General features: G+C 72.1%; 12 protein-coding genes. 8 read left to right on the top strand and 4 right to left on the bottom strand.

The window, feature by feature from the left end; translation table 11 throughout:
* Positions 1 to 40 precede the first annotated feature (40 nt).
* Together BM028_RS11020 and BM028_RS11015 are read left to right on the top strand one after the other, a co-directional pair.
* Entirely contained in the window at positions 41 to 1,204 is a 1,164-nt protein-coding gene (locus tag BM028_RS11020; protein ID WP_217647249.1) for a glycosyltransferase family 4 protein, read from the top strand.
* Positions 1,201 to 2,055 carry a glycosyltransferase family 2 protein gene (locus tag BM028_RS11015; RefSeq protein ID WP_092386497.1) on the top strand — a complete coding sequence of 285 codons (855 nt, stop codon included), beginning with the start codon at positions 1,201 to 1,203 and terminating at the stop codon, positions 2,053 to 2,055. The genes BM028_RS11020 and BM028_RS11015 overlap by 4 nt, the downstream gene beginning before the upstream one ends.
* 313 nt (positions 2,056 to 2,368) lie before the next feature.
* Here BM028_RS11015 and BM028_RS11010 read toward each other — a convergent pair whose 3' ends face one another.
* The 3 genes from BM028_RS11010 to BM028_RS11000 all read right to left on the bottom strand — a co-directional run bounded on the left by BM028_RS11010 (position 2,369) and on the right by BM028_RS11000 (position 5,737).
* On the bottom strand, positions 2,369 to 4,120 hold the full coding sequence (locus BM028_RS11010; protein ID WP_139219807.1) for a glycosyltransferase family protein: 1,752 nt from the start codon (positions 4,118 to 4,120) through the stop codon (positions 2,369 to 2,371).
* Positions 4,121 to 4,245: 125 nt separating this feature from the next.
* On the bottom strand, positions 4,246 to 5,109 hold the full coding sequence (gene rfbA, locus BM028_RS11005; protein WP_071295765.1) for a glucose-1-phosphate thymidylyltransferase RfbA: 864 nt from the start codon (positions 5,107 to 5,109) through the stop codon (positions 4,246 to 4,248).
* 19 nt (positions 5,110 to 5,128) lie between these two features.
* Positions 5,129 to 5,737, bottom strand: a complete 609-nt coding sequence (locus BM028_RS11000; protein ID WP_070418475.1) for a dTDP-4-dehydrorhamnose 3,5-epimerase family protein — start codon at positions 5,735 to 5,737, stop codon at positions 5,129 to 5,131.
* Positions 5,738 to 5,822: 85 nt separating this feature from the next.
* Here BM028_RS11000 and BM028_RS10995 point away from each other — a divergent pair, with 85 nt between their 5' ends.
* The 6 genes from BM028_RS10995 to BM028_RS10970 are packed head-to-tail and all read left to right on the top strand — an operon-like array spanning position 5,823 to position 13,310.
* On the top strand, positions 5,823 to 6,764 hold the full coding sequence (locus BM028_RS10995; RefSeq protein ID WP_070418474.1) for a glycosyltransferase family 2 protein: 942 nt from the start codon (positions 5,823 to 5,825) through the stop codon (positions 6,762 to 6,764).
* Entirely contained in the window at positions 6,754 to 8,337 is a 1,584-nt protein-coding gene (locus BM028_RS10990) for a DUF2142 domain-containing protein (RefSeq protein WP_092386493.1), read from the top strand. Before BM028_RS10995 ends, BM028_RS10990 begins: the two co-directional genes overlap by 11 nt.
* Positions 8,334 to 9,320: a dTDP-glucose 4,6-dehydratase gene (gene rfbB, locus BM028_RS10985; RefSeq protein ID WP_070418472.1), complete on the top strand. Its 987-nt coding sequence runs from the start codon at positions 8,334 to 8,336 to the stop codon at positions 9,318 to 9,320. The genes BM028_RS10990 and rfbB overlap by 4 nt, the downstream gene beginning before the upstream one ends.
* A gap of 14 nt (positions 9,321 to 9,334) precedes the next feature.
* On the top strand, positions 9,335 to 10,186 hold the full coding sequence (gene rfbD / locus BM028_RS10980) for a dTDP-4-dehydrorhamnose reductase (RefSeq protein WP_092386491.1): 852 nt from the start codon (positions 9,335 to 9,337) through the stop codon (positions 10,184 to 10,186).
* Positions 10,183 to 11,121 (top strand): NAD-dependent epimerase/dehydratase family protein, encoded by a 939-nt coding sequence (locus tag BM028_RS10975; protein WP_175496052.1) that lies wholly within the window; start codon positions 10,183 to 10,185, stop codon positions 11,119 to 11,121. Before rfbD ends, BM028_RS10975 begins: the two co-directional genes overlap by 4 nt.
* 59 nt (positions 11,122 to 11,180) lie before the next feature.
* Positions 11,181 to 13,310 carry an acyltransferase family protein gene (locus tag BM028_RS10970; RefSeq protein ID WP_175496051.1) on the top strand — a complete coding sequence of 710 codons (2,130 nt, stop codon included), beginning with the start codon at positions 11,181 to 11,183 and terminating at the stop codon, positions 13,308 to 13,310.
* A 125-nt stretch (positions 13,311 to 13,435) separates the two neighbouring features.
* Here the strand turns inward: BM028_RS10970 and BM028_RS10965 are convergent, their stop codons facing one another.
* Complete coding sequence (locus BM028_RS10965; RefSeq protein ID WP_070418468.1) at positions 13,436 to 14,614, bottom strand: glycosyltransferase family 4 protein; 1,179 nt, start codon at positions 14,612 to 14,614, stop codon at positions 13,436 to 13,438.
* Positions 14,615 to 14,635: the final 21 nt, after the last annotated feature.

The following is a 14,635-nucleotide window of genomic DNA, read 5'->3' as shown; positions in this document are numbered from 1 at the left end:
CGGTCCCGGCCGCGGCGTCCCCGGCCGGAAGGAACCTCGCGTGCCGCAGCTCACCGTCCTCATCGACGGGACCGCGGTACCGCGCAACCTCGGCGGTGTCGGACGCTACGTCGAGGGGGTCGCGTCGCACCTCACCGACCCGTCGCTCGACGTGCACCTCGTCGTCCGGCCCACGCACGCCGCGCACTTCCGCGACGTCGCACCGCACGTGACGCTGCACACGGCACCGGCGTGGACCGACTCCGTGCCGCTGCGCTTCCTCTGGGAGCAGACCGGGCTGCCGGCGCTCGGTCGGCGGATCGGCGCGGCGGTGCTGCACTCCCCGCACTACACGTTCCCGTTCTCGTGGCGCCGCGGCTCCGTGGTGACGCTGCACGACGCCACGTTCTTCTCGAACCCCGAGTGGCACTCCCGCCTGAAGCGGACGTTCTTCACCTGGTGGAGCCGCCGATCGCTCCGGACCCGTCCGGTCGTCATCGTGCCGAGCGCCGCCACCGCGACCGAGGCCGCACGCGTGGTGTCCGGCATCCGTGCGGACGTCCGGGTCGCCCCGCTCGGGGTCGACCGGACCGTGTTCCACGAGCCGTCCACCGCCGAGGTCGAGGACGCCCGCATCGCCGCGACGCTCCCCGACGACGCGTCCTGGATCGCGTTCCTCGGCACGATCGAGCCGCGCAAGAACGTCACCGCACTGCTCGACGCCTACGCCGCGGTCCGCGACGCTCGTGCGGTCACGGGGTCGGACACGCCCTGGCTGGTGCTCTCCGGTGCACGCGGCTGGGACGAGGCCGCGATCGCACGGCTCGACGAGCTCCACGACGCCGACCACGTCATCGAGGCCGGGTACCTCCCGCTCGAGGACCTGTCCGGCTTCCTCGGCGGCGCGGAGTTCGTCGTGTACCCGTCCCTCGGCGAGGGCTTCGGCCTGCCGGTGGTCGAGGCGATGGCGACCGGCGCGTGCGTGCTCACCACCAGGCGCCTGTCGCTGCCCGAGGTGGGGGGCGACGCCGCCGTGTACACCGAGCCCGACACGTCGGCGCTGGGGGCGGCGATGGCCTCGCTGCTCGACGACCCCGCGCTCGTCGCGTCACACCGGGCGGCCGCACTCCGCCGGGCCTCCTCGTTCACGTGGGTGGCCACGGCCGCCGTGCACGTCGACGCGTACGCGGCCGTCGCTCGTGGCGGCTCCGGGGGTGTCCGATGACCCGGGTCGCGGTGCTCACCGTCACGTACAACACCGGTGAGACGATCCGGCCGTTCCTCGCGAGCATCGAGGCGGCGTCCAGTGACCCCGTGGCCGTGGTGATCGCGGACAACGGCTCGGCCGACCTCGACGCACTGCGGGCGATCGGCGAGTCGTACGGCGCCGTCGTGGTGTCCTCCGGGGGCAACCGTGGCTACGGCGGCGGGATCGACGCGGCCCTCAGCGCGCTCGACGACGTGCTCCCCGACGTCCGGCCGGAGTTCCTGCTCGTCACGAACCCCGACGTCGTCCTCGCACCCGGTTCCGTCGACGAGCTCGTGGCCGCCGCCGACCGGTTGCCGTCCGGCGGGTCGTTCGGCCCGCGGATCCTCGACGAGCAGGGCGACACCTACCCCTCGGCGCGCCAGCTCCCGTCGCTCCGGACCGGCCTCGGCCACGCGGCGTTCTCGCGCTTCTGGCCGGCGAACCCCTGGAGCCAGCGGTACTGGTCCACCACCCAGGTCGTCGAGCGCGAGGCCGGCTGGCTGTCCGGCGCGTGCTTCCTCATCCGGACGTCGCTGTTCCGCGAGCTCGGGGGCTTCGACGAGTCGTACTTCATGTACTTCGAGGACGTCGACCTCGGGCAGCGCGTGGGGCTCGCCGGGCGGGCGAACGTGTACGTGCCGACCGCCGTGGTGACGCACACCGGGGCGCACTCGACCTCGTCGAACCGGCGCCGCATGGAGATCGAGCACCACCGGAGCGCCTACCGGTTCCTGTCGCGGAAGTACCGGGCGTGGTGGCTGTGGCCGCTGCGGGCGGTGCTGCGTGTGGGGCTCGCCGTCCGGGCGCGCTGGGTGACGCGCAAGTAGCGCGGCGCGGGGCGCGGCGCGGCAGCGCGCGGCGCGCGGCGCGGCGCGGCAGCGCGCGGCGCGCGGCGCGGCGCGGCAGCGCGCGGCGCGTCGCACAACCAAAACCACTTCGCGCCGCGCCTTCCCGCGGTTCGGCGCGGCTTTGGTTGCGCGGCGGCGCAGCCGCGCCCGCGTCGAACCACGAATCCGACGTCGAACCGGGCGCGCGGCCTGGTTCGACGTCGCGAACGTGGTTCGACGCCGCCGCCGCAGCGGCGGCCGCGGCGCGCTCAGCGCCGCAGGCGCGCGCGCTCAGCGCCGCAGGCGCGCGCGCTCAGCGCCGCAGGCGCGCGCGCTCGGCGCGCGCGGCGTCGAGCAGCACGCGGGCACGGGCATCGAAGGAGTGCTCAGCGGCGATGCGCGCGGCCACCTCGGCACGCGAGGCCTCGGCGGGCCACGGGTACGCCGGGTCGAGCAGCGCCGCGAGGTCCTCCCGCGACCCCGCCACCGCCAGCGTCGGCACGTCGAGCACCTCGCCGAGCCCGACGACGGGGTCGGTCACCACGACTCCCCCGGCGGCCAGGACGTCGAACACCCGGTTCGACACGAACCCCCCGGCGGCCATGTCCGGCCAGTGGTCGTTCAGCACGACGCGGGCGGACGCGTAGGCACGCGCGACCTCGGCGCGGGACAACGACGGCGCCCCGAGGGACGACTCCGGCACGACGTCCTCCCACCCGGGCCCGTGCACGCGCAGGTCGGCACCGAGTGCGACCGCGTCAGCGACGACGGGGCGAGCGGCGCCGCGTGTGGAGCCGACGAAGACGACGCGACCGGCGTCGGGACCCGACGACACGCCCGGGCGGAACACCGCCGGATCGGTCGCCTGCAGCAGCGTCCGGACCGGCACGCCCGACCGCGCACTCGCCGCGGCGGCCCATGCCGGACCCGCCGCGAACGCCCGGTCGAACGACCGCAGTTCGGTGTCCGCGACGTCGTCCGGGTGGCTGATCACCCAGAGCAGGTTCGCGGACGCCGGGTTCGGCGGCACCCGGTCGAGCCCGCGCACGACGAGCGTGACGTCGTCCGCGCCGTCGTCGTCCCGCACGTGGGCGTCGCGGCGGTCGACGCGGACCCGTTGTCCGAGTCGCTCGAGCGCAGCGGCCAGCTCGGCGGCGAAGTGGACGTCACCCCAGCCATCGCCCTCCGATCCGGCGGGCGCGGCGATCTTCAGCGACCACGCGAGCTGCTCGGTGGCCGACACCGTCGGGGCCGCGGGCGTCACCGGCCGAGCGCCCCACGGCGGCACCGGTGGCCCGGCAACGACCGAGCCGGTCCCGTCGACGGCGCGGTCACGCCACGCCGAGACGGCGTCGACGGTCGCCGCGTCGACGGTGCGCCCCGCCTCGTCCGAGCGCTCGAGCGCCCAGACGAGCGCGACGTCACGATCGGTGCGGTCCGCGACCGCGCGGCTCCAGGCCGACAGCGTGGTGCGTTCGTCCGGGAGGCACGGTGCCGGTACCAGCGCACGCCCGGGCATCGCCAGTGCGGGTTGGTCCGCGGCGAAGACGGTCGCAGCGGCTCCGGTGTCGCGTGCGGTGAGGATCGTCGACCGGAGTCCGTCGTCCCCGGGGACGACCGACGCGGAGTCGTCGCTCCAGGGCAGCGCCCCCGGCCGGAGGAGCCGGGCCCCGTGGCGTGCGGAACCGTCGGCGAGCCAGACCCGGGCCTGCGCCACACCGCGCGCACCGGCCTCGGCGAGCACCTGGAGGTCCTGGTCGGTGACACCCACCGTCGAGTCCACCACGACGAGCACGCCGCGCACCCCACCGGCGACCCCGGCGTTCACGGCCGATCCGATGCCGTCGACGGCGTCCGGCCGCACCCACGGCACACCCCGGGGCGACGGCAGGACCGGGGAGGCGTCCGCGACGTAGGCCACGGCACGGACGTCCACCTCGGGACCGAAGGCGGTCCGGGCAGCGGTGACCATCGCGGGCAACCGGTCCTGCCGGTCGGACCGGCTGACGAGGAGCACGGTGACGCCGGTCTGCCGGACCTGCGCCGGGCCGTCGAACCCGGCCACCCGCACGGGCGACGCCGCCGTCGCGGACGGGTGTCGCGCCTCCTGGACCGCATCGGGCCCGGAGGGCGTCGCGTCGCGACGGCGGCGTCGACCGAACCAACCAGAGCCGGGCGCCACGGGGGTGACTAGGCGGAGAGGAGCCGCTGGAGGTAGACGCCGTAGCCGCCCTTGACGAGCGGGGCGGCGAGGTCGGCGAGCTGTGCGTCGTCGATCCAGCCGTTGCGCCAGGCGATCTCCTCGATGCAGCCGATCTTGAAGCCCTGACGGTCCTCGATCACCTTGACGTACTCGGACGCCTGCATCATCGACTCGAACGTGCCGGTGTCGAGCCAGGCCGTGCCGCGGTCGAGGACCTGCACGCCGAGCTCGCCTGCGTCGAGGTAGCGTTCGTTCACGGTCGAGATCTCGAGCTCCCCGCGGGCGCTCGGCTCGATCGTCTTCGCGATCTCGATGACCTTGTTGTCGTAGAAGTACAGGCCGGGGACGGCGTAGTTCGACTTCGGCTCGGTCGGCTTCTCCTCGATGGAGACCGCGGTGAAGCTGTCGTCGAACTCGACGACGCCGTACGCCTTCGGGTCGGCCACGTGGTACGCGAAGATGGTCGCGCCCTCGACCTCGGTGTTCTTGCGGAGGTTCGTGCCGAGGCCCGTGCCGTGGAAGATGTTGTCGCCGAGGACCAGCGCGACGCTGTCGTCGCCGATGAAGTCCTCGCCGATGACGAAGGCCTGCGCGAGGCCGTCCGGGCTCGGCTGCACGGCGTACTGGATGTCCATGCCGAGGGCCGAGCCGTCGCCGAGGAGCGCGCGGAACTGGTCGTTGTACTCCGGCGTCGTGATGACCAGCACCTCGCGGATGCCGGCCATCATCAGCGTCGACAGCGGGTAGTAGACCATCGGCTTGTCGTAGATCGGCATGAGCTGCTTGCTGATGCCCTTGGTGATCGGCCAGAGACGGGTGCCGGAACCCCCGGCGAGGATGATGCCCTTCACGGGTGCGTCCTTTGCTTCGTTACTTCGTCGTACGGAGGGACTCGGTGTAGGCCAAGCACTCCTCGTAGGTGGGGAGCAGCCCTGCGGCGGCAGCCTGCTCGAGGGTCGGTGCGCTGGTGTCCTTCTCGGAGAGGACCGGCTCGCCGAGCCCGTCCGGCAGCGTGAGTCCCACGGTCGGGTCGAGGATCGTGATCCCCTTCTCGCGCTCGGGGTTGTAGTGCGCGCTGACCAGGTAGTTCACCGTCGACTGGTCCTCGAGCGCGACGATCGCGTGGCCGAGCCCCTCGGACAGGTACACCGCCTTGCGGTCGACGTCGTCGATGCGGACCGAGTCCCACTGCCCGAACGTCGGGGAGCCCACGCGGATGTCGACGATGTAGTCGATGAACGCCCCGCGGACGGCCGTGACGTACTTCGCCTGGCTCGGCGCGACGAGGGCGTAGTGGATGCCCCGTGCGACGCCGGCCGCCGAGATCGACATGTTCACCTGCCGCAGGTCGAGCGGGTGGCCGACCGTCTCCTCGAGGACGTCGGCCCGGTACGCCTCGAGGAATGCTCCTCGTGCGTCGCCGTGCTGGACGGGCGTGAACTCCCACGCGCCGGGGATCTTCAGTTCGCGGATCTGCACCGGGGAAGCCTAGCAAGGCGCGAGTTCGCATAGGCTGTCATGGTTCTGCGCACTGCCGACTCCCGAAACGAGACCAAGCGAGCCCGTGAAGCTATTCGTCCAGATCCCCTGCCTCAACGAGGAGAACACCCTCGCCAGCGTCATCGACTCGATCCCGAAGCAGATCGACGGCATCGACGAGATCGAGATCCTGGTCATCAACGACGGCAGCACCGACCGCACGGTCGAGGTCGCCAAGGAGCACGGTGTCCGGCACTTCGTGCACCACACCACGAACATGGGCCTCGCCCGGTCGTTCCGGGACGGCGTCGACTACGCGCTGCTCCACGGTGCCGACATCGTCGTGAACACCGACGGTGACAACCAGTACCCGCAGGCGCACATCGCCGAGCTGGTCCAGCCGATCCTCCGCAAGGAAGCCGAGATCGTGATCGGCGACCGCCAGACCCGGACGATCGAGCACTTCTCCGGGTTCAAGAAGCTCATGCAGCGCTTCGGCTCGTGGGTCGCCTCGCGCGCGGCGGGCCTCGACCTGCCGGACGCCGCGAGCGGGTTCCGCGCGTACTCGAAGTACTCGCTCATCCGCCTCAACATCGTGACGCGCTTCAGCTACTGCATGGAGACGATCGTGCAGGCCGGGTACAAGCGCCTGGCGATCGCGTCGATCCCGATCACGACGAACCCGAAGACGCGCGAGTCCCGCCTGTTCAAGAACATCTGGCAGCACATGTTCCAGTCCGGGTCGGCGATCGCCCGCGTGTACCTCATGTACCGCCCGATGGCGCTCTTCCTCTGGGTCGCGGCGATCCTCGGCGCGCTCGGGGCGTGGCCGCTCGTCCGGTACCTGGTGCTCCTCGCGATGCACACCGGCGGCAACCACCTGCAGTCGATCATCCTCGGGGTGGTCCTGCTCATCACCGCGGTGCTCAGCATCGTGATCGGCGTCGTCGCCGACCTCACGCGGCTCAACCGCACGCTGGCCGAGGAACAGCTCGACCTGCAGAAACTCCAGCGCTATGGCGACTGAGGTCACCGCCGCACTGCCGGTGACCCAGGGGGAACGACGCGCCGTCATCGCACTGACGGCTGCGTTCGCGCTGCTGCTCACGCTGTGGGCCTTCCTGACGCCGATGTTCGCGGCCCCGGACGAGGCAGCGCACTTCGACGCCGCCGAACAGCTCGCGCTCGGCAAGGGGTGGCCGGCGCCGGGCGACATGGACCTGCTCAAGACGACGTACGTCGAGCAGGGGCAGTCCACGAACGTCGCCGCGGCGGACCGCGAGACCGTCGCACAGCTCACGGCGGAGAACCCGGGCAACCACGACTTCGTCAACCAGATGTCGCAGCACCCTCCGACGTACTACGGCGTCGGTGCGGTCGTGCTCAAGGCGATCGGGTTCTTCCACCTGCGCTGGGACATCGGCGTCATGGCCCTGCGCCTGATGGACGTCGTGGTGCTGCTCCCGCTGCCGTTCCTGACGTGGGCGACCGTCCGGCGGGTCACCCGCTCCCCGCGCACCGCGATCGTGGGCGTCCTCGCCCTGTTCGCCGTGCCGCAGCTGGCGCAGATCGGCTCGTCCGTCACGAACGACGCGCCCGTCATCGTGCTCGGTGCCGTGATCTCGTGGCTGGCCGCCCGAGCCCTTACCGGCGACCATCGGTGGCGCATCGCCGTGTGGCTCGGGGTGGCCGTCGCCGCGGTCTGCTCGGTGAAGGGCACCGGGCTGCCGACGGTGCCGTTCGTCGCGATCGCCCTGCTCGTCGCCGGCCACGGGACCCTGTCGTGGGGCGCCCGCATCGGCCGGACCGCCGTCGCCGGCGCGATCGTCGCCGCGGCCGGCTCGTGGTGGTGGATCCGCAACCTGGTCCTCTTCGGCACGCTCCAGCCCGACGGCGTGAGCGCCGTCCGCCAGGACAAGCCGTGGGGCCGCGAGACGAGCGCCAACTTCGGCGAGTTCATGAACGTCGAGTGGGACCGCCTCACCTCGTCGTTCTGGGGGCAGTTCGGTGCGCTCCGCTACCCGATGACGCAGATCCTCACGGACTCCCTGACCGTCATCGCCCTCGCCGTGATCGTCGGGTGGGCGTTCCGTCGCACGGCGCAGCGCAGCACGGCGATCGTGCTGCTCGTCCTGCCGGCGCTGACGCTCGTGATCCAGCTGCAGAACAACTTCTCCTCCTACGACGACACGCAGCTCATCGCCGGCGCACAGGGCCGCTACCTGTTCATCGGGCTCGTCCCGCTCATCGCCGTCAGCGCGATCGCGTGGCGGAACCTCGTGACGAGCGCACCGGAACGCGGCCGTGTCGCTTCCTTCGCGCTCTGGGGCTTCCCCGTGATCGGGCTCTACGGCCTGACGGTCGCCTACCGCGGCTTCTACGAGAACACCCACCTGCAGGTCACGGTCGCCGGTCTCGGTCGACTCGTGAACCTGACGCCCGCCGGCCGGTACGGCTTCGTCGTGGTGCTGCTCCTCGCCGCCGTCGCGGTGGTCTGGGCGCTCGTCGAGGCCCGCCGGAACCTGCTGCTCCGGGACGCCCCGCTACACTCGTCCATCGATCCAACGTCACCGACTCCGAAAAGGAACCTGACCTCGTGAAGATCCTCGTCACCGGCGGAGCCGGCTTCATCGGCTCGAACTTCGTCCGTCGCACCCTGCAGGACGCGTACCCCGGACTCGAGGGCGCCGAGGTCGTCGTCTACGACGCCCTGACCTACTCGGGCAACCTCGAGAACCTCGCCCCCGTCGCGGACTCGCCGCGCTACACCTTCGTGCAGGGCGACATCCGCGACGCGGCGAAGCTCGACGAGGTCATCCCCGGCATCGACGCCATCGTGCACTTCGCCGCCGAGTCCCACGTCGACCGCTCGGTCCGCGACTCCGGCATCTTCGTCGAGACGAACGTCGTCGGCACCCAGCGGCTGCTCGACGCCGCGCTCCGGCACGGCACCGAGCGCTTCGTGCACGTCTCCACCGACGAGGTCTACGGCTCCATCAGCGAGGGCTCGTGGGACGAGGAGCGTCCGCTCGAGCCGAACTCGCCGTACTCGGCGTCGAAGGCCGGCAGCGACCTGCTCGCCCGCAGCTACCACCGCACGCACGGGCTGAACCTCTCGATCACGCGCTGCTCGAACAACTACGGGCCGTACCACTTCCCCGAGAAGGTCATCCCGCTGTTCGTCACGAACCTCATCGACGACAAGCACGTCCCGCTCTACGGCGAGGGCAACAACATCCGCGACTGGCTGCACGTCGACGACCACACCCGTGGCATCGCGCTGGTGCTCACCAAGGGCCGCGCGGGCGAGATCTACAACATCGGCGGCGGCACCGAGCTCACCAACAAGGAGCTCACCCAGCTGCTGCTCGACGCGACCGGCAAGGACTGGTCGTACGTCGACCGCGTCGCCGACCGCCTCGGCCACGACCTCCGCTACTCGGTCGACATCTCGAAGATCCAGGCGGAGCTCGGCTACGAGCCGCAGGTGCCGTTCGAGCAGGGTCTCGCCGACGTCGTCCAGTGGTACCGCGACAACCGCGCGTGGTGGGAGCCCCTCAAGGAGCGCGCGGCGCTCGCCTGAGCCCGGACGCCACGATGACCCGCACCCTGATCACCGGCGCCGCCGGCATGCTCGGTCGCGACCTGCAGCTCGCGCTGCAGGGTCGTGACGTCACCGCGCTCGGTCGCGCCGACCTCGACATCACGGACCCCGACGCGGTCGACGCCGCCGTCGCCGGCCACGACGTCGTGATCAACTCGGCCGCGTACACCAAGGTCGACGACGCCGAGACGCACGAGTCCGACGCCGCAGCGGTCAACGCGACGGGCCCGAGGCTCCTCGCCGAGGCGGCCGTCCGGCACGGCGCGAAGCTCGTGACGATCTCGACGGACTACGTCTTCGACGGCAACGGCACCGCGCCCTACGCCGAGGACGCCCCGACGGACCCGCTGAACGCCTACGGCCGGACGAAGGCCGAGGGCGAGGCACACGTCCGCCGGATCGCGCCGGACTCGTCGTACATCGTGCGGACCGCGTGGATCTACGGCGCGCACGGGCCGAACTTCGCGGCGACGATGCTCCGGCTCGCGCAGACGCACGACACGGTGTCCGTCGTGACCGACCAGGTCGGGCAGCCGACGTGGACGGGTGACCTCGCGGCGCGCATCGTCGAGCTCGTCGACGCGGACGCCCCGGCTGGCATCTACCACGGCACGAACTCGGGCCAGGGGTCCTGGTACGACTTCACCAAGGCGATCTTCGCCGAGAACGGGCTCGACCCGGACCGCGTCCTCCCGACCGACAGCGCCGCCTTCGTGCGTCCCGCACCGCGTCCGGCGTACAGCGTGCTCGGGCACGACGGCTGGTCTCGCGCGGGCCTGGCGCCGATGCGCGACTGGCGCGAGGCGTTGCACGCGGCGACGGCCGCCGGGATCTTCGCAGCGTGACGGCCTCGTCGACCCCGGCGACGCTCGTCGTCGGCTCCGGAGGCTTCCTCGGGCGCGCGGTCCGTCGTGCGGCGGCCGAGGCGGCGCCGGGGACCGACGTCCGCGCGGCCTCGGTGCCCTGGGGCGACCAGGACGCCGCGGTCGAGGCGCTCGTGACGGCGATCCGGGGCGTCCGCACGCCGGACTCCCCCTGGCGCGTCGTCTGGTGCGCCGGGACGGGGGTCGTCGCGACCGGTGCGGAGGTGTTCGAGGCCGAGCAGCAGCTCATCGGGCGGGTGCTGGAGACCCTCGCGGGCGACGAAGCCGCTCCGGGCACGCTCTTCTTCGCGTCCTCGGCGGGTGCCGTCTACGCGGGTTCCTCGCCGGCCCCGTTCGACGAGGACTCCGAGCCGGCTCCGCTCGCGCCGTACGGCCGGTCGAAGCTCGCGTCGGAAGCGCGGTTCCGCACCTGGGCCGAGTCGACCGGTGCGCGGCTGCTCGTCGGACGGTTCTCGAACCTGTACGGGCCCGGGGCGAACCTCGGCAAGGCGCAGGGGCTCGTGTCGCAGCTGGCGCTCGCGCACCTCGAGGGTCGTCCGTCGTCGATCTACGTCCCGACGGAGACGACGCGGGACTACCTCTACATCGACGACGCGGCGGCGATGGTGTTGGACGCGCTGGACACGACCGAACGGTCGACCGCCGCTGGCACCGCCGTCACCAAGATCTTCGCCTCCGGCCGCAGCGCCACCATCACCGAGGTCGTCGCCGCGGTCGAGGACGCCTTCGGGGAACCCCTCGACGTCCGCCACGGTGCCGACCCCTCGGCGACCTACCAGGGCCTCGACCTCCGGTTCGCCTCCCGGGTGCTGCCGACCGTGGACGCCCGCGACTTCACCGACTTCGGCCAGGGCGTCCGCAACACCGTCGACGCCCTGCGTGCCGCCCGGATCTGAACGTCCCCGAAGCCGCGTCCGTTTCCGAGGATCGCACGACAACTCGTAGGATTCCGTCAGTGAGCACTGCAACCGAGGACCCCCGCGGACCCGCACACCGCGCCCGGGACACCACCCGCTGGGACATCCAGGGGCTCCGGGCGTTCGCAGTCCTCGCCGTCGTCGTCTACCACCTCTGGCCGAACCGGCTGCACGGCGGGTTCGTCGGCGTCGACGTCTTCTTCGTCATCTCGGGCTACCTCATCACCGGCCACCTGCTGCGCGAGCAGCTCTCCACCGGGCGGATCCGACTCGGGCAGTTCTGGTCTCGGCGGGCGAAGCGGCTGCTGCCCGGCGCGTTCCTGACGATCCTCGCGACGGGCGCCGCGGTGCTCCTCGTCGTCCCGAGCGCCCTCTGGTCGCAGTACGGCCGCGAGCTGATCGCCTCGACGGTCTACGCGCAGAACTGGGAGCTGGCGGCCAGTTCGGTCGACTACCTCGACGCCGACAACCAGGCCTCGCCGTTCCAGCACTTCTGGTCGCTCTCCGTCGAGGAGCAGTTCTACATCGCGCTGCCCCTCCTGCTGCTCCTGCTCACGCTCGTCGTGCGGAAGCGGGTCTCCCCCGTCACCACGGCTCGGATCCTGCTCGGCACGGTCGTCGTGGTCTCGCTCGTCTGGTGCATCGTGCAGACGAACACGAACCCCGGCGTCGCCTACTTCTCGACGGCCACCCGCGCGTGGGAGTTCGCGCTCGGCGGGCTCGCGGCGACCGTCGCGCTCCCCGCACCGCGCACGGTCGTGGCCCGGTCCGTCCGCTCGGGTGCCGCGATCGTCGGGGCGCTCGCGCTCCTCGCCTCGCTCGTCGTGATCACCCCGACGACGCCGTTCCCCGGCATCGCCGCCGCGCTCCCGGTCGTCGGCGCGACCCTCATGGTGACGTTCGGTGCCGGCACCCTGTTCGAGCTCCTCGGCGCGGTCCGCCCCATCGCGTTCGTCGGGCGCATCTCGTACTCGCTGTACCTGTGGCACTGGCCGCTCGTCGTCATCGTGCCGATCTGGCTCGACCACCCGCTCGGCTGGAAGAGCAAGCTCGCGGTCCTGGTGGTGTCGCTCGTCCTCGCGGCGGTCACGACGGTGTGGTTCGAGGAGCCGCTCCGGTTCTCCGGCTGGGTGCGCACCCTGCGCCCGCGTCGCGTCGCCGTCCTCGGCGTCGTCTGCACCGTGGTCGTCGCGGCACTCGGCGTCTCGACGCTGACCGCCGTGCACGTCCAGGAGGTCCAGGCCGCGACCTTCACGAAGCGCCTGCAGGACGGCGAGGTCTCGTGCTTCGGGGCTGCGGCGCAGATCAGCGCAGCGAAGCCGTGCGTGGACCCGAAGCTCGCCGACGTCCGTGTCCCGGCGCCGTCCGCCGCCAAGGAGGACGACCCGAACCCGTCACCCGACGAGCCGGACCCGAACATCAAGAAGTGCTGGAGCGGCCGCTTCGAGACCTGCGTGCTCGGCAAGACCACCGGCTACTCGAAGCACCTGCTCGTCATCGGCGACTCGCACAGCAACACCCTGCTCGGCGTCTACCGCGACCTGGCCGCGAAGAACGGCTGGCGGATCGACCTCGCCGGCATCGGCGGCTGCTACCTGACGACCGCGCACCAGCAGTCCCTGAGCCCGGCCTCGGGTCGCGGTTGCGACCGCTGGAAGCAGCAGGCGATCGCGTTCGTCGAGCAGCACCGGGACGCCGACGCCCTGATCGTCGCGCACTCGACGACCCAGATGCCGGTGGACGCCCCCGAGGGCCAGCAGCGCGACGACGCCACCCGCGCCGGTCTCCTCGACGCCTGGCAGCAGGCTGCGGGCGACGACCTCCCCGTGATCGCGGTCCGCGACAACCCGGTCCCCCGACGCGACGTCGTCGCGTGCGTGAGCCGGATGACCGGCCCGACCGACTCCTCCTGCGACAACCCGCGGTCCGTGGCCCTCGCCCAGACCGACTCGTCGGCTGAGGCGATGGCGGCGTTCACCGCCGCCGGAGGCACGGGCAGCGTGCTCGACCTGACGAAGTACTACTGCACGGACACCACCTGCCCGGCCGTGATCGGCGGTGTGCTCGTCTACCGCGACACGAGCCACATCACGGGTACCTGGGCGAAGTCGCTGGAGCCGTACATCGACCAGCAGCTCAAGCAGAAGCTCGCGTCGTTCTCACGGTGACCTGATGCGGTCCAGGAGGCGCGGTGCGGGCCCGCACCGTCCCTCCAGACACGGCCGTCACCCCGCTGGCGCGGTGCGCCGGTACCGGCTGGTGGGGCCCCCCTCCTGGATCGCAGGGACGTGCGTCAGCGGCGCGCGGCCGCCAGCAGTTCGCGGTACCGGTCGCCGACGGCGTCCACGGTGTGCGCGGCCGCGGTCTCGGCCGCGGCACGGCCGAGCCGCTCGGCGAGCTCGGGATCGGCGAGCAGGCGGTCCACGGCAGCCGCGAGCGCCGCGGCGTCGCCGGGCTCGACGAGCAGGCCGTTCACGCCGTCCTCGATGACGTCGACGATGCCGGGGACGGCCGACGCGACGATCGCGCACCCGGCGGACATCGCCTCGAGCAGGGCGACGGGCAGCCCGTCGCGGTCGCCGTTCGCGGCGGGGACGGACGGGTAGAGCGCGATGCGGGCCTTGGCGTACTCGGACGCGAGGTCCTCCTTGCCACGGGCGCCGAGGAACGTGACGGCGGACCCGGCCCGGGCCTCGAGCTGCGCGCGGAGCGGACCGTCGCCGACGACGGCGACCTCGGCCGGCTGCTCGGCCATCCGGTCGAGGGCATCGAGCAGGACGATCGCGCCCTTCTTCTCGACGAGCCGGCCGACGAAGAGCACCCGGCCGGGGACCCGGGTCTCGCGCGCGACTGCGCGGGTGATCGGCTCGAGGTCGACGCCCATCGGCACGACGTGCACCTGGTCGTCGCGGGCGCCGAGCTTGCCGAGTTCGCGCGCCATGTCCGTGCTCATGCAGGTGACCGACGCGGCGCTGCGGATCACGGAGCGCTTGACCCGCTGGAGGACCGGGTTGCGCAGGGCGTACAGGTCGCCGCCCAGCGTGGTCACCACGCGGGGCAGGTCGCCGAGCACGAGCTGGCCGACGGCACCCTGCGGGATGATCCAGTGCAGCAGGGCGACGTCGGGCTGCGAGCGCCGGCGTTCCCGGCGGAGGGCGGCGGCCATCGAGCCGAAGAAGAACGGGACCTGGAGCCAGCGGGACTTCTTCGCCTTGAGGTTGTCGACGATCGCGCCGTCCGCCAGGTCGCGCCACCGGGCCGGGAAGTACCCGTACCGACGGACCTCGACGTCACCGATCCGCTGGTGCGCGCGGGCGCCCTTCGTCATCGGGGCGACGACGACGACGCGGTACTCGTCCGAGAGGGCGGTCGCGAGGTCGAGGACGAAGCCGGGCGTGCCGTCGCCGGCCTCGGCCGGGAAGGTCGACGCGGCGACGAGGAGGGTCGGACGGGGATCCGGATCGGGTCGCATCCAGCGCGCTCCCTTAGAGTT

The sequence above is a fragment of the Curtobacterium sp. YR515 genome (genome assembly GCF_900113095.1).
Lineage (GTDB): Bacteria > Actinomycetota > Actinomycetes > Actinomycetales > Microbacteriaceae > Curtobacterium.
This window is presented reverse-complemented; position numbering and strand designations above follow the sequence as displayed.